Consider the following 19,601-nt stretch of genomic DNA (forward strand, 5'->3'; position numbering starts at 1 on the left):
GTCCGCTGTGGTGTAATCGGCAGCACAGGTCACTTTGGATGATCTAGTTCAGGTTCGAGTCCTGGCAGCGGAGCTCTTGAGTTCGAATGGTCCCGGTCATCCCGGGTTCATCCTCGCCGCGCATCCCGGGTGGCGGGGCCTCCGGGGTGCACCGGTATCCTCGTACGTGTCCGGTTCTTCGCGGCGTGTTCGGGCTGCCGTCGACACGTCGTCACCGGGCGGTCCCCCGCAAGCAGAGCCGAGGAGCCACCCGCGTGAGCCCCGTCCGCCCCGCTGCCGTCGTCGTCCTCGCCGCGGGTGAGGGCACCCGCATGAAGTCCGCGACCACGCCCAAAGTCCTGCACACCCTGGCCGGGCGTTCGCTCGTCGGGCACGTGGTGGAAGCCGCGAGACGCCTCGATCCGGAGCAACTGGTGGTGGTCGTCGGCCACGCCCGTGAGCAGGTCGCCGCACACCTCGCCGAGGTGGACGCCGAGGCGCGCACCGTCGTCCAGGAGCAGCAGAACGGCACGGGCCATGCGGTCCGGGTCGCGCTGGACGCCCTGGCCGCGGAGAACCGCGAGCCGTCCGGCACCGTCGTCGTGGTCTGCGGCGACACCCCGCTGCTCACCACCGAGACCCTCGCGCTGCTGATCGACACGCACCAGGCCGAAGGCAACGCGGTCACCGTGCTGTCGGCGCACGTCCCGGATCCGACCGGATATGGCCGGATCGTGCGGGAAGGCGAAGACGTGGTCGCCGGGATCGTCGAGCACAAGGACGCGTCCGAGGCTCAGCGCGCGATCGCGGAGATCAACTCCGGTGTCTATGCCTTCGACGGAAAGCTGCTGCGTGCCGCGCTGTCCGGCCTGACCACGGACAACAGCCAGGGCGAGGAGTACCTCACCGACACGCTGACCGTGCTGCGTGGCGGCGGGCACCGGGTCGGCGCGGTCGCCGCGGCCGACCACCGGGAGATCCTGGGGATCAACGACCGGGTGCAACTCGCCGAGGCGCGGCGGCTGTTCAACCAGCGGGTGCTGGAAGGCTGGATGCGCGCCGGGGTCACCGTGATGGATCCGGCGTCGACGTGGATCGACGTCGACGTGGTGCTGGAAGCCGACGCGCTGATCCTGCCGAACACCCAGCTCTACGGCCGCACGCGGATCGCGTCGGGTGCCGAGGTCGGCCCCAACTGCACGATGCGTGACACCGAAGTGCACGAAGGTGCGCAGGTGTCCAATGCGACGACGGACGGCGCGGTCGTCGGGCCGGAGGCGACGGTAGGCCCGTACACCTACCTGCGTCCGGGCACCGTGCTGGCCGCGAAGGCGAAGGCCGGCGGCTTCGTCGAGATGAAGAACGCGCAGGTCGGCGAGGGGTCGAAGGTCCCGCACCTGTCGTACGTCGGTGATGCGACGATCGGTGAGGGCGCCAACATCGGTGCCGCTACGATTTTCGTGAATTACGACGGAGTCGCCAAGCACCACACCGTGGTGGGCGACCATGTACGTGTGGGAAGCGATTCGATGCTGGTGGCGCCGGTCACGATCGGTGACGGCGCCTACACCGCGGCCGGATCGACCATCACCGAGGACGTCCCACCCGGAGCGATGGCGGTGGCACGAGGCCGCCAGCGCAACGTCGAGGGCTGGGTGGCGCGCCGGCGCGCGGGTTCGCCCGCGGCCGAGGCTGCGGAGGCGGCACTCGCCGCCCGGGCAGGCACGGCGCAGCAGGATGCGGCCGGGGGCGTGCAGGAGACGGCAGGGCCGACCGCCGGCCAGGTCGAGGCGAGCAACAAGGAGACGGATCAGTGACCGGGATCAAGCTGGCCCCCGAGCGCAAGCTCATGCTGTTCAGCGGCAGGGCCCACCCCGAGCTGGCGAAGGAAGTGGCGGAGAAGCTCGGTGCGTCGCTGGTTCCGACCAAGGCTTTCGACTTCGCCAACGGCGAGATCTACGTACGGTTCGAAGAGTCGGTCCGTGGTTCCGACGCGTTCGTGATCCAGAGCCACACGGCTCCGATCAACACGTGGATCATGGAGCAGCTGATCATGGTCGACGCGCTGAAGCGGGCTTCCGCCAAGCGCATCACGGTGATCATCCCGTTCTACGGCTACGCGCGGCAGGACAAGAAGCACCGCGGGCGCGAACCGATCTCGGCGCGCCTGATGGCGGACCTGTTCAAGACCGCGGGTGCCGACCGCCTCATGTGCGTGGACCTGCACACGTCGCAGATCCAGGGCTTCTTCGACGGCCCGGTGGACCACCTGTTCGCGCTGCCGCTGCTGGCCGACCACGTGGGCAACCGCGTGGACCGCGAGCGCCTGACCGTCGTGTCGCCGGACGCGGGCCGGGTGCGCGTGGCCGACCAGTGGACCGACCGCCTCGGTGCGCCGCTGGCGATCATCCACAAGCGCCGCGACCCGAACATCGCGAACGAGGTCTCGGTGCACGAGGTCGTCGGCGACGTCTCGGGCCGCACCTGTGTGCTGGTCGACGACATGATCGACACCGGCGGCACGATCTGCGCGGCGGCCGAGGCGCTGTTCGCGAACGGTGCCGCGGACGTCATCGTCGCGGCGACGCACGCGGTGCTCTCGGGCCCGGCGGTGGACCGTCTGAAGAACTCGCGCATCAGCGAGGTCATCGTGACGAACTCGCTGCCGATTCCGCAGGAGCGTCAGTTCGACAAGCTGACCACCCTGTCGATCGCGCCGATGGTCGCCCGTGCGATCACCGAGGTGTTCGAGGACGGTTCGGTGACGAGCCTGTTCGAGGGCCACAGCTGATCCCACCCGGGTGACGCCCGGTCCGAACCGCCCTGCGGGGCCGGGCGGATCGGGCCTCGGGACCAGGTGCAGAGGACGCCGTCCGGTCGGGGAGACCGGGCGGCGTCCGGCTGTTCGGGGGTACCCGATTTCAGGCTTGCCGGAGGTTGCGGGTAGGCTTACGGGGTTGCCCGGCGAGGGATGCGAGATCTGCTCCGTGATCGACGCGGTAGCTGACGGCTTGCATGCTCCTCTTCGGTGCACAGGGGACCCGGTGCCACTCGGGCACCACGAGGTCCGATCCGGCTCGTCCGCTCCGTGCGTCGTTCCGGCCGGACTTCATCCGTGGGGATCCCGCCCCGCTCATTCGCCACCGCGTCGCTTTTCGAGGAGTACCCGTCGTGTCCGAGGTCCGTATCGCCGCCGAGTCGCGTTCCGAATTCGGCAAGGGCGCCGCGCGCCGCGCGCGTCGCGAGGGCAAGGTTCCGGCCGTCCTTTACGGTCACGGCACCGCTCCGCTGCATCTGTCGCTGCCGGGCCACGAGCTGATGCTCGCGCTGAAGACGCCGAACGTCCTGCTGTCGCTCGACATCGCGGGCACCAAGGAGCTGGCGCTTCCGAAGGACGTGCAGCGCCACCCGATCAAGCGCCACCTCGAGCACGTCGACCTGATCCTCGTGAAGCGCGGCGAGAAGGTCACCGTCGAGGTCCCGGTCGTCGCGACCGGCACCGTCGCGCCGGGCGGCCTGCTCGAGACCGTCCTGGTCGCCCTCCCGATCGAGGCCGAGGCCACCCACCTGCCGGAGTCCGTCGAGGTCTCCGTCGAGGGCCTCGAGGCCGGTTCGTCGATCCACGCCCAGGACATCGCGCTGCCCGCCGGTGCCACCCTTGCGGTCGACGGCGACACCGTCGTCCTGCACGTGATGGTCCCGGCCGCCGCCGAGGCCGAGGCCTCCGAGGAAGAGGCCGAGGCCGAGGTCGTCGAGGTCTCCGCCGAAGCCTGATCCGGCTCCGCGCCACTCACTGCACAACAACGGGGACGACACCATCATGTCGACGTCGCAGGCCCACGCCGCCGCGGACAACGGTCCGTGGCTGGTCGTGGGCCTCGGCAATCCCGGGCCCGAGTACGCCGGCAACCGGCACAACATCGGGTTCATGGTCGCCGACCTGCTCGCCGAGCGGATCGGCGGCAAGTTCAAAACGCACAAGTCGCGGGCGCAGGTGGTGGAAGGCCGGCTCGCCGGGCACCGGGTGGTGCTGGCGAAGCCGATGTCGTTCATGAACCTGTCCGGCGGACCGGTGACCGCGCTGCGGGACTTCTACAAGGTGCCGCTGGAGCGGATCGTCGTGGTGCACGACGAACTCGACATCGACTTCGCGGTGCTGCGGCTCAAGCGCGGCGGCGGCGACAACGGGCACAACGGCCTGAAGTCGATCACCAAGTCGCTGGGGCCGGACTACTTCCGGGTGCGGTTCGGCATCGGCCGGCCGCCGGGGCGGATGGACGTCGCGGCGTTCGTGCTGAAGGACTTCTCGTCGACCGAGCGCAAGGGACTGGACGTCGAGGTGGACCGGGCGGCGGACGCCGTCGAGTCGCTGGTCTCGGACGGGCTCGAGCGGGCGCAGTCGTTCTACAACTCGTGACGGCTGCCGGCGCGTGGCGCGCCGGTGTGCCGACTTCCGGATCCCCGGGTTCCGCTTGCTGCGGACCGGGGATTCGTCGTTTTCGAGGCCTGTCCGGTGGGTGCCTGGGGTGTGCGGGGCAGCCGGGGCTACCAGGTGCCGTCTTCGCGGATCCGCGCGGGCGCGGTGCCGAGGATGAGCGTGGTGAGCGCGGTGTCCAGGCTGTCGCCGAGGAACCACTCGCCGGTGTGGTCGATGGCGAACACCCGGCCGGCCGGGTCGATGGCCAAGTAGCCGCCGTCGTCGTCCTCTTCGCCGAGCGGGCACAGGTTGGTGCCGATGCTGCGGCCGACGTCGGCGAGCGTGCGGGTGAGGTGCAGGCAGGCCGTCGGGTCGATGCGGAAGGGGCGGCGGGCCACATTGGCGCCGCGTCCTTCGACGGCGACGCGGATGCCGCCGAACTCCGACCACGCCTCGAGGGCGGCCGGGAAGACCGTGTGGCGGTAGCCGTCGGGCGACTCGTGGTCGGCGACCTGCTTGGCCCAGGCTTCCGCCTGGCTCAGCCGTTTGCGGCCGACGGTCCAGCCGGCCCGGCCCAGTTCGTAGACGACCTCGGTGGGGAAACGCGACACGTGCTCAGCCTTCCGTCGCGACGACGCCCAGATGTTCGAAGAGCGCGGCGCACGAACGGCACGGCGGTTGGTAGCCGCCGTGCGCGGGGTCTCCCTCTTCGCGGATGCGGCGCACGGTGACGCGGGCGCCCTTCAGCGCGCGGCGTGCGTCGGCGAGAGCGAAGGGCTTCTTGGCGGCGCGGCCCTTGCGCACCGCCTCGGTTTCGAAGAGGTGCTCGGACAACAGCGCGACTTCGGGGCAGCGGCCGGTCCAGCGTTCGCGCTGCTCGGAAGGCAGTTCGGTGAGCAGGTCGCGGACGACCGGATGGGCGACGGGGACGAGGTCGCCCTTGTGCCCGGCCCGGGTGCGCACCTTCTTGCCGACGAACAGGGCGGCGGCGACGGCCGGGAGGATGCTGTCGCGCGGCACCCGCACGGGCAGGGGTTCGGGGTGCTTCGTGGTGTCCGGCGCTGCCCGGCGCGTCGTCGGGTTGGGCGGGGGCACGATGCACATCCCTCTCTGTCCGGCGGTGGTCGATGGCAGGGTGCCGTGCACCCTGATGACACAGGGTGCCAAATGGCGGCCCGAAAGCGGGCACCAGGGTAACCCTTCGTGATCACCGCCACATGCCGGGCCGGGAGTTGGGCACGATCGCGGCCCGGTGTCCGGCCCGCTTTTTTGTGCGGTTGGGCAGTGGTGGCCGCATATCGGCGCTAGCGTCGTGCTGGCGGTCCGCGCCGCCGCGTTGCCGTCCGGGGTGGGGGGTCCATGCCGGGTACTGCGGCCGCGGTGCGGGGGCGCCGTCGGCCGCGGGTGCCGCGGGTGGGGATGCCGCAGGTCATGGGGGCATGCGGCAGGGGGAGCCGAGGAGTTGACGCTTCGTCATGTCGTCGTCGGTGGGGTTGGCTGTGGTGGGGGCCGGATACTGGGGGCCCAACCTGATACGCAACGCGCAGGCCACGCCCGGTCTGCGGGTGGAGTTCCTGTGCGACCTGGACGAGGAACGTGCCCGGTCGGTGCTGGGCGAGTACAGCACCGTGCGGGTGACGCCGTCCTTCGAGGATGTGCTGAACGATCCCGCGGTGCAGGCGGTCGCGATTGCGACCCCGGCCGCGACGCACTTCGAACTCGTGCGCGCCGCTTTGGAATCCGGCAAGCACGTGCTCGTGGAGAAGCCGATCACGGCCGCGCGGTCGGACGCGGTGAAGCTGGTCGAGCTGGCCGAGAGCAGCGGTCTGACGCTGATGTGCGACCACACCTTCTGCTACATGCCGGTGGTGCGGCGGATCCGCGACATGATCCACGAAGGCGAGCTGGGGGACATCCAGTTCATCGACTCGGTGCGGATCAACCTGGGGCTCGTGCAGCCCGATGTTGACGTGCTGTGGGACCTCGCGCCGCACGACCTCTCGATCCTGGACTTCATCCTGCCGCCCGGCGTCCACCCGATCTCGGTGTCGGCCCACGGCGCGGACCCGATCGGCACCGGGCGGGCGTGCGTGGCTTACCTGACGCTGCGCCTGAACACCGGCGCGATCGCGCACGTGCATGTGAACTGGCTGTCGCCGACGAAGGTGCGTACCGCGATCATCGGCGGTTCGCGGCGGACGCTGGTGTGGGACGACATGAACCCGGCGGCACGTCTGCACATCCACGACAAGGGCATCGACTTCGCGCAGGATGCCGCGCTGGGGCGGGAAGCCCGGCACGCGAAGCTCGTGTCGTACCGCACCGGCGACGTGGTGTCGCCCGCGCTGCCGCAGACCGAGGCGCTGCGCGGCGTGATGGGGGAGTTCGCGGCGGCGATCGCCGAGTCGCGGCCCGCGATGACCGACGGGCGGGCCGGGTTGCGGGTGCTGGAGATGTTGGAAGCGGCGTCGCGGAGCCTGGAGACCGGCGGCGTGGCCGTGCCGGTCGGTCCGGGCGTCCCGGCGGCGCGCACGGTTTCCGGGCGACCCGGGCGACCCGGGCGAGAGGACTGACACGGCATGGCGGACACGGCGGTATCGGCGGCAACCCCGGACGCGGCGATCGCGTTGGCCGGGACGAAGTGCGTGGTCACCGGCGGCGCGGGCACGATCGGGTCGACCATCGTCGACCAGCTTCTCGACGCCGGGGTCCGCGAGGTCGTGGTGCTGGACGACCTGACCCGCGGGCGCCGGGAGAACCTGGCCGGCGCGCTCGACCCGGTGCGCGAGGGCCGGTGCCGGCTCGTCGAGGGCGACATCCGCGACCGGGCGCTGCTGGCGGAGCTGATGCCGGGCACCGACGTGGTGTTCCACCTGGCGGCGATCCGCATCACGCAGTGCGTGGAGGACCCGCGGCTGGCGCTGGAGGTGCTGGTGGACGGCACGTTCGACGTGCTGGAAGCGGCGCAGCGGGCGGGGGTGCGGAAGGTCGTGGCGTCGTCGTCGGCGTCGGTGTACGGGCTGGCGGAGGAGTTCCCGACCGGCGAGACGCATCACCCGTACGACAACGACACGATCTACGGCGCGGCCAAGCTGTTCAACGAGGGCCTGCTGCGCAGCTTCAAGGCGATGTACGGGCTGGACTACGTCGCGTTGCGCTACTTCAACGTGTACGGCCCGCGGATGGACATCCACGGCCTCTACACCGAGGTGCTGATCCGGTGGATGGACCGGATCGCGTCCGGCCAGGCGCCGCTGATCTTCGGCGACGGGCTGCAGACGATGGACTTCGTGTTCACCGGGGACATCGCGCGCGCGAACCTGCTGGCCGCGGCGGCGCCGGTCTCCGGCGAGGTCTACAACGTCGCCTGCGGGGTGGAGACGTCGCTGAAGGAGCTGGCCGAGCGGCTGCTGCGGGCGATGGCCTCGGATCTGGGCGTCGAACACGGGCCGGAGCGCGCGGTCAACGGGGTGACGCGGCGGCTCGCGGACACCGGGAAGGCCGAGCGGGAGCTGGGGTTCCGCGCCGAGGTGGGGCTCGACGAGGGGCTGCGCCGCCTCGTGGCGTGGTGGGCCGGCAACAAGTGAGGTGACGTCCGGGCGGCCGGGGGCGTGCTGCTCCCGGCGGCCCGGTGTGCGGCCCGCGCGGGCCCGGCGTGCCGCGCGGGCGACATTGTGGGGGCACTGCAGGAACACAGTGGGGGGTTTGGTGAGCGAGCGTATTCCGGTCATGCGGCCGTGGTTCGGTCCCGAGGAGGCGGAGGCCGCGGCCGAGGCGGTCCGGTCGGGGTGGGTGGCGCAGGGGCCGCGGGTGGCCGCGTTCGAGGCGGCGTTCGCGGAACGCCTCGGGGTGGCGGACGCGGTGGCGGTGTCGTCGTGCACAACGGCGCTGCACCTGGCGCTGATCGGAGCCGGGGTGGGCCCGGGCGACGACGTCGTGGTGCCGTCGCTGTCGTTCATCGCCACGGCGAACGCGGTGCGGTACGTGGGGGCGCGCCCGGTGTTCGCCGACGTGGCGGAGGAATCCGGGAACCTGACGCCGGACACGGTCGAAGCGGTCCGGACGCCCGCGACGCGTGCCGTGATCCTGGTCGACCAGGGTGGTGTCCCGGCCGACTTGGCGGCAATGCGGGCGCTGTGCGATCCGCTGGGGATCGTGGTCGTCGAGGACGCGGCGTGTGCGGCGGGCTCGGTGCTGCGCGGGCGTCCGGTGGGCGCGGGCGCGGCGTTCGCGACGTTCTCGTTCCATCCGCGGAAGCTGCTGACCACCGGCGAGGGCGGCATGGTGACCGTCGACCGGCCGGAAGTCGGTGCGCGGCTGCGGAGGTTGCGCGAGCACGGGATGAGCGTGAGCGCGGCGGACCGGGATGCGGCGGACCGCGGGGGTGCGGCGCCGGTGCTGGAGACGTACGACGAACTCGGCTTCAACTACCGGATGACGGACGTGCAGGCGGCGATCGGCCTCGTGCAGCTCGGGCGCCTGGACGCGATGGTCGCGCGGCGGCGGGAGCTGGCCGCGCGGTACCGCAAGCTGCTTGCCGGGGTGCCGGGGCTGCGGCTGGTCGACGACCCGGAGTTCGGCGAGTCCAACTACCAGGCGTGCTGGGTGCTGCTCGACACCGGATTCCCGCTGGGGCGCGACGAGTTGCTGGCCCGGTTGGCCGGGGCGGGCATTTCCGCGCGGCGGGGGATCATGGCGGCGCATTTGGAGCCCGTGTACGCCGACACACCCCATGTGCCGCTTCCGGCGACCGAGCGGATCACCCGGGATTCGCTGATCCTGCCGCTGTTCCACGAGATGACGGAGGCCCAGCAGGACCGGGTGGCGGCCGAGCTGGCCGCGGCTGCCGAGGGCGCCGCGGGTGCGGGTGTCGGAGCGGGTGTCGAGGCGGCGGAGGTGCGGGCGTGATTCCCCTGGTGGATCTTCTGGCCGGGCATGCCGAGGTGGCGGCCGAGGTCGAGGCGGGTTTCGCCCGGGTGCTGGACACCGGGGCGTTCGTCAAGGGGCCGGATGTCGGGGCCTTCGAGCGGGAGTTCGCGGAGTTCAGCGGCTCGGCGTACTGCGTCGGCGTGGCCAACGGCACCGATGCGCTCGAACTGGCGTTGCGCGCGGACGGGCTGCCCGCGGGCGCGGGCGTGGTGATGCCCGCGAACACCTTCGTGGCGTCCGCCGAGGCGGTCGTCCGGGCGGGCGGCGTACCGGTGTTCGCCGATGCCGACGACGAGTTCCTGCTGCTGGACCCGGCGGCCGTGACCGTGTCGGAGAACGTGTGGGCGCTGCTTCCCGTGCACTTGAACGGGCAACTGGCGCCGATGGAAGACCTGCTGGACGTGGCGTCCGCCGCCGGGGTGCGGGTGTTCGAGGACGCCGCGCAGTGCCAGGGCGCGACCCGGCACGGCCGCGGTGCGGGAACGTGGGGCCGGGCGGCCGGGACGAGCTTCTATCCGGGCAAGAACCTCGGCGCCTACGGAGACGGCGGCGCGGTACTCACATCCGATGCGGAACTCGACCGGATCGTGCGTGAGTTGGGCGACCACGGATCATCCCGCAAGTACGTGCACGACCGGCTCGGCTTCAACTCGCGCCTGGACACCCTGCAGGCCGTCGTCCTGCGTGCCAAGCTGCGGCGGCTGGCCGACTGGAACGCCCGGCGGCGCGCCGCGGCGGCCCGCTACGACGCGCTGCTCGCCGACGTGGACGGCGTGCGGCTGCCGCGCACCATGCCGGGCAACGAGCATGTCTGGCACCTGTACGCGGTGCGCGTGGCCTGCCGTGACGAGGTGCTGGCGGAACTGAACGCGGCCGGCGTCGGCGCGGGCGTGCACTACCCGGTACCCGTGCACCTGCAGCCCGCCTTCCGGGAACTCGGCTACGTGCCTGGCGACTTCCCGGTGGCGGAGCGTGCCGCGGCGGAGATCCTCACCCTGCCGCTGTTCCCGCAGATCACCGAGGAGCAGCAGGCCCAGGTCGCGGATACGCTGGCGAAGGCGCTGCGGAACCAGGGTGCCGTATGACGGACGGTCAGCGTCGGGCGCTCGGCGGTCTTCCGCCGGGCGCCCGGATCCGGTCCCTCGGCCATGCCGGGTACGAGATCGAGCACGCGGGCGTGCGGCTGCTGATCGACCCGTGGTTCCATCCGGCTTTCCTGGCCTCGTGGTTCCCGTTCCCGGACAACCGGCCGCTGCTCGCCTCGGTGGCGGCCGCCTCGTACGACCTGCTGTATCTGTCGCACGAGCACGAGGACCATTTCGACGCGCACACCCTCGGCATGCTCGATCGGGACGCCACCACGGTGGTGGTGCCGCGCTTCCGGTCGAAGTCGCTTGTGCGGCGGGTGACCCAGCTCGGCTTCCGCAACGTGGTCGCGTTGGGGCACCGCGAGCGCTACGAGGCCGCCGACGGGTTCGTGCTCACCATGCTGCTCGACACCAGCCACAAGGAGGACAGCGGGCTGGTCGTCGACCTCGGCGGCTTCCGCTTCCTCGACCTCAACGACTGCAACACGCCGATGTCCGAACTGCCCACCGATGTGGATGTGTTGTCGGCGCAGTACTCGGGCGCGATGTGGTACCCGAACTGCTACGCCTACCCGGACGAGGTGCAGCGGAAGAAGACCGCGGAGATCCGCGGCGACCTGTTCGACACGCTCGTGCGGAAGGTGCGGCTGACCGGCGCGGCGGCGTATCTGCCGGCCGCCGGTCCGCCGTGCTTCCTCGATCCGGAGCTGGAGCGGTTCAACGACCGCTCGGCGACGATCTTCCCGGTGTGGGACGACCTCGCCGACGACTTCGCGGCGGCGTGCCCGGACGTGGCGGCGGTCCTGCTGGAACCGGGGGACGCGCTGACCGCGGACGGGGTCGCGGAGTCGGCCGATCCGGCGCGCGGGACATGGCGGGATTCCCCGCAGGCCTACCTCGCGGCGTACCGGGAGCGGCGGGCGGAGGAGTGGGGGGCGTACCACGACGAGGCGTTCGAGGCGGTGTCCGCGGAGGAGTTGGACGCCTACTTCGGCAAGCTGACGTCGTGGAACAAGCGCTTCCTGGCCGACTACCAGCGCGACGTCCGGCTGGTCGCCGACGGCCACACCTGGTCGGTACGCCTGGCCCAGGTCGGCGGCGCGCTCGAAGAGGACCCCGTGGACGCGGGCTACACGATCCACGTCCCGTCCCGCGCGCTCCGGGCGATCGTGGACGGCCGCATCGGCTGGGAGGAGGCCCTGCTGTCGCTGCGCCTCAGCCTGCACCGCGATCCGGACGTCTTCGACCTGACCCTGATGAGCCTGCTCCGGTACGGCAACCACCCGGCCCAGACCATGCAGATGGTCCGCGAACGCGCCGAGGCGGCCTCCGGCGAGTCGATCGAGCGCTGCGGCTACAGCTTCCAGCGCTTCTGCCCGCACGCGGGCGAGGACTTGGCCCTGGCCGACATCGACGGCGAGGTCCTGGAGTGTCCGCGGCACCACTGGAAGTGGGATCTGCGGACGGGGGAGTGCGTGTCGGGAGGAACGGTGCCGTTGCGGGTGGACGCGGCGCAGCCTGGCTGAGGATGATGCATATTATGCTGCACTTGCTCTGCTGCAGTCTCTGCATCATGCTGGTGATTATGGAGACAAGGGTTCGCAAGAGTGTTCCGCTGACCGCGGCCGATCGCGATCACCTCGAGCGCCTTCGCGCGCCTGGCAGCGCGGAGCGAGAGGCATTGAGTCAGGTGACGGGGATAGTGCTCGACAGTGACGCATCAGAGGCAGAAGTGCTGCATGCGTTGCTCTTGGCCGGGCGCGCGGCCGTGACCGAGCAAGTGATGCTGACCGGCTATGCGGCGCTGGCAGCAGCGGAGGACGACGAGGACCGCGCCGCGCGCCGCGCCATGCGCGCGCGTGCGGCGGCCCTGGGGGACTGATCGTTGGGAACGGTGATCGTCCCGGTACGGGGGCGTGTGTACATGGCCGACATCGGCAGCGGCCGCAAGCCCTGGTTGGTCGTTTCGAACAACACGCGTAACCAGGCACTCGGGGATTGTCTTGCGGTCCGTGTGACGACTTCGGCCAAGCCGGCATTGCCCAGCATCGTCGTGCTCGACCGACAGGATCCGTTGGTCGGGCGAGTGCTCTGTGATGACATCGCGTTGCTCTACCGTGAGGATCTGGAGGAGGACCGTGGGGCGCTGACGCTCGCGACCATGATGAAGGTGGCCGTCGGACTGCGCGCTGCGTTGGCCATCTGATCCACGCCCTCACGTCCGCCCTCTCAGCAGCGCCAGTACGTCCGCCAGGCGCAGCCCCAGGGTCGTCTTCACCGAGCGGATGACCGTGGCCGCGGGGACCGGTTCCGCTCCGTCCACGGCGATCTCGTGGATGCGCAGGATCCCGTCTCCGGTGAGGACGTCCACCCAGCCCTCGCCCGTGCGGTTCACCGCGACCACCCGGCCCGGGACGCGGCCGGTGTAGTGCGCGGCGTCGGGGGCGGGCTCGGCGCGGTGGACGACCACGGTGTCCAGGCCGAGGTGGGTGAAGGCACCGGGGTAGGGCGGGGTGAGGGCGCGGATCAGGCGGTCGGTGGCGGCCGTCGGGGCGGCCCAGTCGATCTCGCCGTCTTCCGGGAGACGGGTGCAGCCGTAGGTGGCCGCGTCGTGGTCCTGCGGGTCGCCTTCGTCGCCGGAGAGGCGGCGGGCCACGGCGTCGGCCAGGACGGCGCGTTGGCGGGCGTTGAGGCGGTCGTAGAGGTCCGTGACGGTGTCGCGGGGGCCGATCGGGACGGGCTCCTGGTAGAGGATTCCGCCCGCGTCCAGGCCCGGGGCCATGCTGTGCACGGTGATCGCGGTCTCCGGATCGCCGTTGACGATGGCCCAGTTGACGTTGGCCCGGCCTCGGCCGCGGGGCAGCGGCGCGTAGTGCACGTTGACGAACGGGCAGCGGGCGAGGAGGCGGTCCGGGAGGATCCGGTCGTAGGACGAGACCACGACGGCGTCGGGGGCGAGGCGGTCGACCAGGGCCTCGATGTCGGCGATGCGGGTGCCGGGCTCGACGGGGATGCCGAGCTTGGCGGCGAGCCGGGTGGTGTCGTCCTCGCCCGGGCGGACCAGGGCGGCGACGGTGAAGCGGGCGCGGAGGGACTCCAGCGCGTCCGCGGTGGTGGGGCCGATGCCGACGAGGACGATGCGGGCCTCAGCATTCATCGACGTACTCCCTGTCCTCGTCGGTCAGCGTCGCCGGGTCCGCCAGCAGGATCTGGGCGACCTTCAGCCCGCCGGCCTGGAGCCGCACGATCGGTTCGGGGCCGACCGCGGACGGCAGGATCGCCATATGCCCGGCGGCGGGCGCGTCGAGCGGCCAGAACGGCACGCGGGACGCGCCGAGCGCTTCGCGGTCGATGTCGCCCCACACCTGGACGACAGTCGCACCCGGCCAGCGCGCCGCGATCCGCCGGGCTTCCGGTGCGCCGAGGACCGGGCGGTCGCCGGGCCGCAGCGCGACCAGCACGACGTCGACGTCCTGGGGCGTGTTGACCAGCTCCAGCGACGCGGCGACGTGCACGGACGCACCCGCGCGGACCAGCCCGTCGACGATCTCCGGTTCGAACGGGTTGTCGCACAGGACCACGCAGTTCGCGCCGTAGGCGGCGATCCCGCAGTCCGACAGCAGCCGCAGCACCATCCCCCGGTGGTGCTCGAACACGCCGATCATCGGGTGGTGTTCGTTGGTTCCGGCGTAGGCGATGCCGTGCTCGCGCAGCGCCGCGAGGTCGACGTCGTCGCGGCCCAGGCCGATCTCCCAGGCCTCGAACATCAGCGGCACGACCGCGCCCGGTTTGAGAAGCTTGGCGAAACCGGCGTCGATCGGCCGCAGGTGGCCGCTGTTGGTGACGACGTCCGCGGCGGCGATGTGCCGTACCGGGTCCAGCACGGAGACGACCTCGATCGGGCCCCGGGCGTCCGCGAACCCGGCCACGGCACCGGTGAGTTCCGCGGCGTCGGTGACGGATCCGTAGCGGGTGCTCCTGGTGTACGCGATGACGCGCGCGCCCGCCAGCGACGCCAGCACCGGAGTGACGGCGTAGGCGCCGGTCGCCGCCTCGGTGAGGACGGTCTTGCCGGTGAGGTCGAGGCCGAGGTCGGCGGCCGCCCGGACCGCCAGCCGGGCGAGGCGCTCGGGGGCGAACCCCGGGCGGGTCACAGGACTTCCACGTTGGCGGCGGGCGCCAGCGCGCGCCGGCAGTCCAGCACGTAGGCGGCATGCTCGCGCACCAGGTCGAGATCCAGGTCGTCGTGGTCCACCAGCACCACCACCGCGTCGGCCGCCTGAACGGCCTCGGCGGTGAGGTCGACCCGGGTGAGCCGGGCGTCGAGCCGCTGGCCGAGGTCGACGTGCGGGTCGACGGCGCTGACCTCGGCACCCAGGTCGAGCAGCAGTTGCGCGATGCGGGTGGACGGCGATTCGCGGGCGTCGCCGGTGTTCTTCTTGTACGCCAGCCCGAGCAGCAGCACGCGCGAGCCGTTGACCGACCGGCGTCGGGCGTTGAACGACGCGGTCAGGCGGCGTATCACGTAGTCCGGCATGTGGTTGTTGACGTCGTTGGCCAACTCGACGAACCGGAAGCTCTGCCCGAGCGTGCGCTGCACCCGCCAGGACAGGTACGACGGGTCGATCGGCAGGCAGTGCCCGCCGACGCCCGGGCCCGGGGTGAAGCGCATGAACCCGAACGGCTTGGTCGAGCACGCGTCGATGGCCTGCCACACGTCGATGCCCAGGTCGTGGGCGAACATGGCGACTTCGTTGACCAGTGCGATGTTGACGTGCCGGAAGGTGTTCTCGATGAGCTTGACCAGCTCGGCTTCCTTGGGCGACCCGACCCGGACGGTGCGGTCGACGAGTGAGCCGTAGAAGGTGTCGACGACCTCCAGCGAGGGGGCGTCGATGCCGGAGACCACCTTGGGCGTGTTGACGAGGTTCCACGTCGGGTTGCCCGGGTCGATGCGCTCGGGGCTGTAGCCGAGGTGGAAGTCGCGTCCCGCGACCAGCCCGGAGCCTTCCTCCAGGAGCGGGGCGACGAGTTCCTCGGTGGTGCCCGGGTAGGTCGTGGACTCCAGCACGACGGCCGCGCCGGGGCGCAGGAACCGGGCCAGGGTGCGTGCGCAGTCCTCGATGTAGGACAGGTCCGGCACGCCCTCGCGCAGCGGCGTCGGGACGGTGATGACCGCGATGTCGAAGCCGCTGAGTTCGCGCGGTTCGGCGGTGGCTTTGTAGCGGCCCGCGTCGATGATCGCGCGGACGTCGGCGGACGGGATGTCCTCGACGTAGGACTCGCCCGCGGACAGCTGTTTGATCCGGCCCGTGTCGACGTCGTAGCCGACCACGTCGTGGCCGACTTGGGCGGCGCGCACCGCCAACGGCAGCCCGACATAGCCCTGACCCGCGATGACCACGCGCATGACCCGTTCCCTCCCCAAGAACCAGCCGTGCGGCGGGGAGCCGGCGCGCCCACCCGCGCGAACTCCGTTCCCCCACCCGGCGGCCACCCCCGGCCGCGCTTGCCAGGCTATGCGACGGCCGTGGGTCCCGCCGGGGTTTCGGGGAGTTGCGGGGGCGGGTCAGACGTTCGAGGGGGCGTCCGTCCCGGCGCCGCGGCGGCGCAGGGCGACGAGGTCGTGGCGGGCCTCGGGCAGGGTCCGTTCCTCGGCGCCTTCGACGACGAAGCCGGCGTCGGCGATCATCGCCAAGTCGGCGGCGCCGGGCTGGCCTTCGCTGGTCAGGTAGTCGCCCAGGAAGATCGAGTTCGCCAGGTGCAGGGCGAGGGGCTGGAGCGCCCGCAGGTGGATCTCGCGGCCGCCCGCGAGGCGGACCTCGACGTCGGGGAACACGAAGCGGAACAGCGCGAGGATGCGCAGGCAGCGGTGCGGGGTGAGTTCCCAGCGGCCTTGCATCGGGGTGCCTTCGAACGGGATCAGGAAGTTGACCGGCACCGAGTCCGGGTCGACCTCGCGCAGCGCGAACGCGATGTCGACGACGTCGTCGTCGCTTTCGCCCATGCCGAAGATCGCGCCGGAACACGGCGACAGGCCGGCGGACTTCGCGTCGCCGACGGTGCGCACGCGGTCGTCGAAGGTGTGCGTGGAGCAGATGTCGCGGTAGTTCTCCGCGCTCGTGTTCAGGTTGTGGTTGTACGCGTCCGCACCGGCCTCGCGCAGCCGCTCGGCCTGCCCGGGCTTGAGCAGCCCGAGGCACACGCACACCTCGACGTCCGGCGCGGCGTCCTTGATCGCCCCGACGGTGCCGGCGACCCGCTCGATGTCCCGGTCGCCGGGCCCGCGCCCGCTCGCGACCAGGCACACCCGCTTGGCTCCGGCCTCGATCGCCCGCCCGGCGGCCCGCGCGGCCTCGTCCTCGGAGATCCACGAGTACTTGAGGATCTCCGAGGCGGACCCGAGCCGCTGCGAACAGTACGAGCAGTCCTCGGGACACATCCCGCTCTTCATGTTCACCAGGTGGTTGAGCTTCACCCGCCGCCCGAAGAACTCCCGCCGCACCCGCCCCGCGGCCGCCACCACGTCGAGCACGTCGTCGTCCCCGGTCCCGAGCAGCGCGAGCGCCTCGTCCCTCGTAGGACCCTCCCGCCGCAACGCCTTGCCGGTGAGGGTCTCCAACAGCTTGTCCACGCCAAGTTCGGTCATAGTGACCATCCTCGGCAGCGCCGGGCGGGGGCCTCAAGCACCGGGTGGACAGTGTCGGGGCGGGATTCTTGTGGCGAGGGGGGATCGGGCACCTGAACGAGTGACGTGGCGGCGATCGGTCCGACGGCGGCGTCGGACGCGGGACGATCGCGGCGGGAGGTGGTGGCGTTGCGAACTCGGCCACAGGAACCGTATGGCGATGTCGATCCGGAGCGGGCGTTGAAGTATGCCGTTCAGCGCATCATGTGCGACCGCGCCGAGGTGATCGAGGGGGTTGTCCACCCGGTGTCGCGCTCGTGGGGGCACGAGTCGGTCACGGGTGAGATCCGCACCCAGCTCGACCGCCGGGTACGCGAACTCGGATGCGGCACGGGCTCGGGCAATATCGATCTGCCGGGCTCGTGCAATTGGTATGGCCCCGACCTCGCGGTGGCCCCGGATCGGTTCTTCGACGACGACGCCGTATGCCTGCGGCCTGATCAGACCCTGCTTGTCGTCGAGGTGACCTCGCCCGAGACCGCCGACACCGATCGGCGCGTCAAGCGGGCGCGGTACAGCGAGTACGAAGCGCCGCTCTTCCTGCTTGTCGATCGGGACGACCGGACCTGCACGCTGTTCTCGGGCCCGTTGCCGTCGGGCTACGCGCTGGCGGTGGGCCCGCATCCCTTCGGCACCCCCATCCCGCTCCCCGAGCCCTTCGCCCTGGAGCTGGACACGAGCCGCTTCTGAAAGCGCGGCGGCCGCCCCGGGGAAGGATCCCGGGGCGGCCGTCGCGGGTGGTGCGGGGTGGGTCAGCCCTGCCAGACCAGCGACTGGATCTCGCTGTAGGCGTGGAGGCCGTAGGAGCCGCCGTCGCGGCCGACGCCGGACTTCTTGAAGCCGCCGAAGGGGGCTTCCATGTTGCGGCCGACGGTGTTGATGCTGACGCCGCCGGAGCGGATGCGGCGGGCGACGCGGAAGGCGCGCTCGACGTCGCCGGAGAAGACGTAGCTGATCAGGCCGTAGTCCGAGTCGTTGGCGATCTTGATGCCCTCTTCCTCGTCGTCGAACGGGATGACCGTGACGACGGGGCCGAAGAACTCCTCGCGGGCGATCGACATCTGGTTCGTCGCCTCGCTGAACAGCGTCGGGGCGACGAAGAAGCCCTTCTCCAGGTCCGGGCGGTCGCCGCCGGTGACGACGTGCGCGCCCTCGGCCTTGCCGGACGCGATGAGCTTCTCGACGTGCGCGCGCTGGTGGGCGGAGATGACCGGGCCGACCACGACGCCCTCGTCGGCCGGGTTGCCGACCTTGAGCGCCTTGGCGTACTGCTCCAGGGCCGCGACCAGCTGCTGGTACACGCCGCGCTGCACGATGACGCGGGTCGGGGCGGTGCAGATCTGGCCGGAGTAGAAGCTCCACACGGTGCCGATGCCGGCCACCGCGGCGGCGATGTCCGCGTCGTCGAAGACCACGCAGGCGCCCTTGCCGCCCAGCTCCATGAGCTGCCGCTTCATGCCGCGGCCCGCGACCTCGGCGATCTTCTGGCCGACCGCGGTCGAGCCGGTGAAGCTGACCATGTCGACGAACGGCGAGTCGACGGTCGCCTCGCCGACGTCCACGCCCGAGCCGGTCACGACGTTGACGACGCCCTTGGGCAGGCCGGCCTCTTCGAGGGCCTCGACCATGCGGTAGATCGCCAGCGGGTCCTGGGTGGCGGGCTTGACCACGCAGGTGTTGCCCATCGCCAGCGCCGGGGCGATCTTGCCCGCGGAGTTCGCCAGCGGGTTGTTGTACGACGTGATGCAGGTGACGACGCCGACCGGCTGGCGGACCACCAGCGAGCCGAAGACGCCCGCCTTGCTGAGCGCGGTGGCCGGGGTGACCTGCGGGACCAGGGCGTTCTCGACGGGCTCCAGGGCGCCCTTCGCGTAGCGCTTGAAGCGCGCGTACGCGGTGCCGACCTGCATCATCGTCGCGGTCTGCAGGGTCGCGCCGGACTCGGCGGCGGCCAGCGCGGGCAGGTCGCCGCCCTTGAACAGCAGGTCGGCGGCACGGTCGAGGATCGCGGCGCGCTGCTCGGGGGTGGTGCGGGACCACGAGTCGAACGCCTCGGAGGCGGCCTGGGCCGCGGCGTACGCCTGCTCGACGGACGCGTCCGGGGCCAGGCCGACGACCTCTTCGGTGGCCGGGTTGATCACTTCGTAGTGGCCGCGGTCGGGCTCGACCCATTCGCCGCCGATGAAGAGCTTCTGCGCCTCGCCGCTCATATGCTGCGTCGTCTCCCTCGCCCTGTAACGCCTGGTGGACCGGTGGGTACGGCCCGTGCGACCCGTTGTCACGCACGGTAATCCGACGGCTCGTCAGATTTCCTCGGCTCTCATTTGATCCCCTACGCCTTCCGTTGCCAAGAGGCAAGGGCTCAACCGGGGAGCGGCAATCGTCACACCGCAGGCCGCGCGCCGCCCCGAACGGCGGGGGCGGGACACCCACGGCACGACGAGGCGGCGGACGACGCGACCCGGCGCATGGGAGGGCCGCATCGGGCCGGGCCACGGGG

The 19,601-nt window shown here is 71.3% G+C and carries 19 protein-coding genes and 1 tRNA gene; 13 read left to right on the top strand and 7 right to left on the bottom strand.

Annotated elements, in window-relative coordinates:
- Position 1: 1 nt before the first annotated feature.
- The 5 genes from ABEA93_RS03330 (at position 2) to pth (ending at position 4,396) form a co-directional block, all read left to right on the top strand.
- Positions 2-73 (top strand) — tRNA-Gln (locus tag ABEA93_RS03330).
- Positions 74-254: 181 nt separating this feature from the next.
- Entirely contained in the window at positions 255-1,796 is a 1,542-nt protein-coding gene (gene glmU, locus ABEA93_RS03335; RefSeq protein WP_345673716.1) for a bifunctional UDP-N-acetylglucosamine diphosphorylase/glucosamine-1-phosphate N-acetyltransferase GlmU, read from the top strand.
- Positions 1,793-2,770 carry a ribose-phosphate diphosphokinase gene (locus ABEA93_RS03340; protein WP_345673717.1) on the top strand — a complete coding sequence of 326 codons (978 nt, stop codon included), beginning with the start codon at positions 1,793-1,795 and terminating at the stop codon, positions 2,768-2,770. Before glmU ends, ABEA93_RS03340 begins: the two co-directional genes overlap by 4 nt.
- Before the next feature lie 380 nt (positions 2,771-3,150).
- Positions 3,151-3,753 (top strand): 50S ribosomal protein L25/general stress protein Ctc, encoded by a 603-nt coding sequence (locus tag ABEA93_RS03345; RefSeq protein WP_345673718.1) that lies wholly within the window; start codon positions 3,151-3,153, stop codon positions 3,751-3,753.
- 46 nt (positions 3,754-3,799) lie between these two features.
- A complete protein-coding gene (gene pth, locus ABEA93_RS03350) occupies positions 3,800-4,396 on the top strand; it encodes an aminoacyl-tRNA hydrolase (protein WP_345673719.1) in 597 nt (198 codons plus the stop codon).
- A 128-nt stretch (positions 4,397-4,524) separates the two neighbouring features.
- Here pth and ABEA93_RS03355 read toward each other — a convergent pair whose 3' ends face one another.
- Positions 4,525-5,007, bottom strand: coding sequence for an SUKH-3 domain-containing protein (locus ABEA93_RS03355; protein ID WP_345673720.1), 483 nt, complete (start codon positions 5,005-5,007; stop codon positions 4,525-4,527).
- A gap of 4 nt (positions 5,008-5,011) precedes the next feature.
- Positions 5,012-5,500, bottom strand: a complete 489-nt coding sequence (locus ABEA93_RS03360) for a YwqJ-related putative deaminase (protein WP_425584790.1) — start codon at positions 5,498-5,500, stop codon at positions 5,012-5,014.
- Positions 5,501-5,871: 371 nt separating this feature from the next.
- On the opposite strand from ABEA93_RS03360, the gene ABEA93_RS03365 reads away from it, so the two are divergent.
- The 7 genes from ABEA93_RS03365 (at position 5,872) to ABEA93_RS03395 (ending at position 12,619) form a co-directional block, all read left to right on the top strand.
- Complete coding sequence (locus ABEA93_RS03365) at positions 5,872-6,969, top strand: Gfo/Idh/MocA family protein (protein ID WP_345673722.1); 1,098 nt, start codon at positions 5,872-5,874, stop codon at positions 6,967-6,969.
- Positions 6,970-6,975: 6 nt separating this feature from the next.
- A complete protein-coding gene (locus ABEA93_RS03370) occupies positions 6,976-7,983 on the top strand; it encodes an NAD-dependent epimerase/dehydratase family protein (protein WP_345673723.1) in 1,008 nt (335 codons plus the stop codon).
- A 121-nt stretch (positions 7,984-8,104) separates the two neighbouring features.
- On the top strand, positions 8,105-9,304 hold the full coding sequence (locus ABEA93_RS03375; protein WP_345673724.1) for a DegT/DnrJ/EryC1/StrS family aminotransferase: 1,200 nt from the start codon (positions 8,105-8,107) through the stop codon (positions 9,302-9,304).
- Positions 9,301-10,410 (top strand): DegT/DnrJ/EryC1/StrS family aminotransferase, encoded by a 1,110-nt coding sequence (locus tag ABEA93_RS03380; protein ID WP_345673725.1) that lies wholly within the window; start codon positions 9,301-9,303, stop codon positions 10,408-10,410. The genes ABEA93_RS03375 and ABEA93_RS03380 overlap by 4 nt, the downstream gene beginning before the upstream one ends.
- Complete coding sequence (locus ABEA93_RS03385; RefSeq protein WP_345673726.1) at positions 10,407-11,939, top strand: MBL fold metallo-hydrolase; 1,533 nt, start codon at positions 10,407-10,409, stop codon at positions 11,937-11,939. The genes ABEA93_RS03380 and ABEA93_RS03385 overlap by 4 nt, the downstream gene beginning before the upstream one ends.
- A 14-nt stretch (positions 11,940-11,953) precedes the next feature.
- Positions 11,954-12,295 (top strand): hypothetical protein, encoded by a 342-nt coding sequence (locus tag ABEA93_RS03390; RefSeq protein WP_345673727.1) that lies wholly within the window; start codon positions 11,954-11,956, stop codon positions 12,293-12,295.
- A gap of 36 nt (positions 12,296-12,331) precedes the next feature.
- Positions 12,332-12,619 carry a type II toxin-antitoxin system PemK/MazF family toxin gene (locus tag ABEA93_RS03395; RefSeq protein ID WP_425584792.1) on the top strand — a complete coding sequence of 96 codons (288 nt, stop codon included), beginning with the start codon at positions 12,332-12,334 and terminating at the stop codon, positions 12,617-12,619.
- Positions 12,620-12,628: 9 nt separating this feature from the next.
- Here the strand turns inward: ABEA93_RS03395 and ABEA93_RS03400 are convergent, their stop codons facing one another.
- The 4 genes from ABEA93_RS03400 to bioB form a co-directional block, all read right to left on the bottom strand.
- Entirely contained in the window at positions 12,629-13,570 is a 942-nt protein-coding gene (locus ABEA93_RS03400; RefSeq protein ID WP_345673729.1) for a methionyl-tRNA formyltransferase, read from the bottom strand.
- Positions 13,560-14,567 (bottom strand): Rossmann-fold NAD(P)-binding domain-containing protein, encoded by a 1,008-nt coding sequence (locus ABEA93_RS03405; RefSeq protein WP_345673730.1) that lies wholly within the window; start codon positions 14,565-14,567, stop codon positions 13,560-13,562. The genes ABEA93_RS03400 and ABEA93_RS03405 overlap by 11 nt, the downstream gene beginning before the upstream one ends.
- Entirely contained in the window at positions 14,564-15,823 is a 1,260-nt protein-coding gene (locus ABEA93_RS03410; protein ID WP_345673731.1) for a nucleotide sugar dehydrogenase, read from the bottom strand. The genes ABEA93_RS03405 and ABEA93_RS03410 overlap by 4 nt, the downstream gene beginning before the upstream one ends.
- 159 nt (positions 15,824-15,982) lie before the next feature.
- Positions 15,983-17,062, bottom strand: a complete 1,080-nt coding sequence (bioB, locus tag ABEA93_RS03415; protein WP_345673732.1) for a biotin synthase BioB — start codon at positions 17,060-17,062, stop codon at positions 15,983-15,985.
- Positions 17,063-17,230: 168 nt separating this feature from the next.
- Here bioB and ABEA93_RS03420 point away from each other — a divergent pair, with 168 nt between their 5' ends.
- On the top strand, positions 17,231-17,791 hold the full coding sequence (locus ABEA93_RS03420) for a Uma2 family endonuclease (protein ID WP_345673915.1): 561 nt from the start codon (positions 17,231-17,233) through the stop codon (positions 17,789-17,791).
- 62 nt (positions 17,792-17,853) lie between these two features.
- Here the strand turns inward: ABEA93_RS03420 and ABEA93_RS03425 are convergent, their stop codons facing one another.
- Positions 17,854-19,311, bottom strand: a complete 1,458-nt coding sequence (locus ABEA93_RS03425) for an aldehyde dehydrogenase family protein (RefSeq protein WP_345673733.1) — start codon at positions 19,309-19,311, stop codon at positions 17,854-17,856.
- Positions 19,312-19,601 lie beyond the last annotated feature (290 nt).

The organism is Yinghuangia aomiensis, from assembly GCF_039542225.1.
GTDB classification, from domain to species: Bacteria; Actinomycetota; Actinomycetes; order Streptomycetales; family Streptomycetaceae; genus Yinghuangia; species Yinghuangia aomiensis.

Excerpts from the sequence above, each read along its gene's own strand:
- pth (WP_345673719.1), top strand. The coding sequence starts at position 3,800 with ATGTCGACGTCGCAGGCCCACGCCGCCGCGGACAACGGTCCGTGGCTG.
- ABEA93_RS03360 (WP_425584790.1), bottom strand. The coding sequence starts at position 5,500 with ATGTGCATCGTGCCCCCGCCCAACCCGACGACGCGCCGGGCAGCGCCG.
- ABEA93_RS03365 (WP_345673722.1), top strand. The coding sequence starts at position 5,872 with ATGTCGTCGTCGGTGGGGTTGGCTGTGGTGGGGGCCGGATACTGGGGG.
- ABEA93_RS03370 (WP_345673723.1), top strand. The coding sequence starts at position 6,976 with ATGGCGGACACGGCGGTATCGGCGGCAACCCCGGACGCGGCGATCGCG.
- ABEA93_RS03385 (WP_345673726.1), top strand. The coding sequence starts at position 10,407 with ATGACGGACGGTCAGCGTCGGGCGCTCGGCGGTCTTCCGCCGGGCGCC.
- ABEA93_RS03390 (WP_345673727.1), top strand. The coding sequence starts at position 11,954 with ATGCTGCACTTGCTCTGCTGCAGTCTCTGCATCATGCTGGTGATTATG.
- ABEA93_RS03400 (WP_345673729.1), bottom strand. The coding sequence starts at position 13,570 with ATGAATGCTGAGGCCCGCATCGTCCTCGTCGGCATCGGCCCCACCACC.
- ABEA93_RS03410 (WP_345673731.1), bottom strand. The coding sequence starts at position 15,823 with ATGCGCGTGGTCATCGCGGGTCAGGGCTATGTCGGGCTGCCGTTGGCG.
- bioB (WP_345673732.1), bottom strand. The coding sequence starts at position 17,062 with ATGACCGAACTTGGCGTGGACAAGCTGTTGGAGACCCTCACCGGCAAG.
- ABEA93_RS03425 (WP_345673733.1), bottom strand. The coding sequence starts at position 19,311 with ATGAGCGGCGAGGCGCAGAAGCTCTTCATCGGCGGCGAATGGGTCGAG.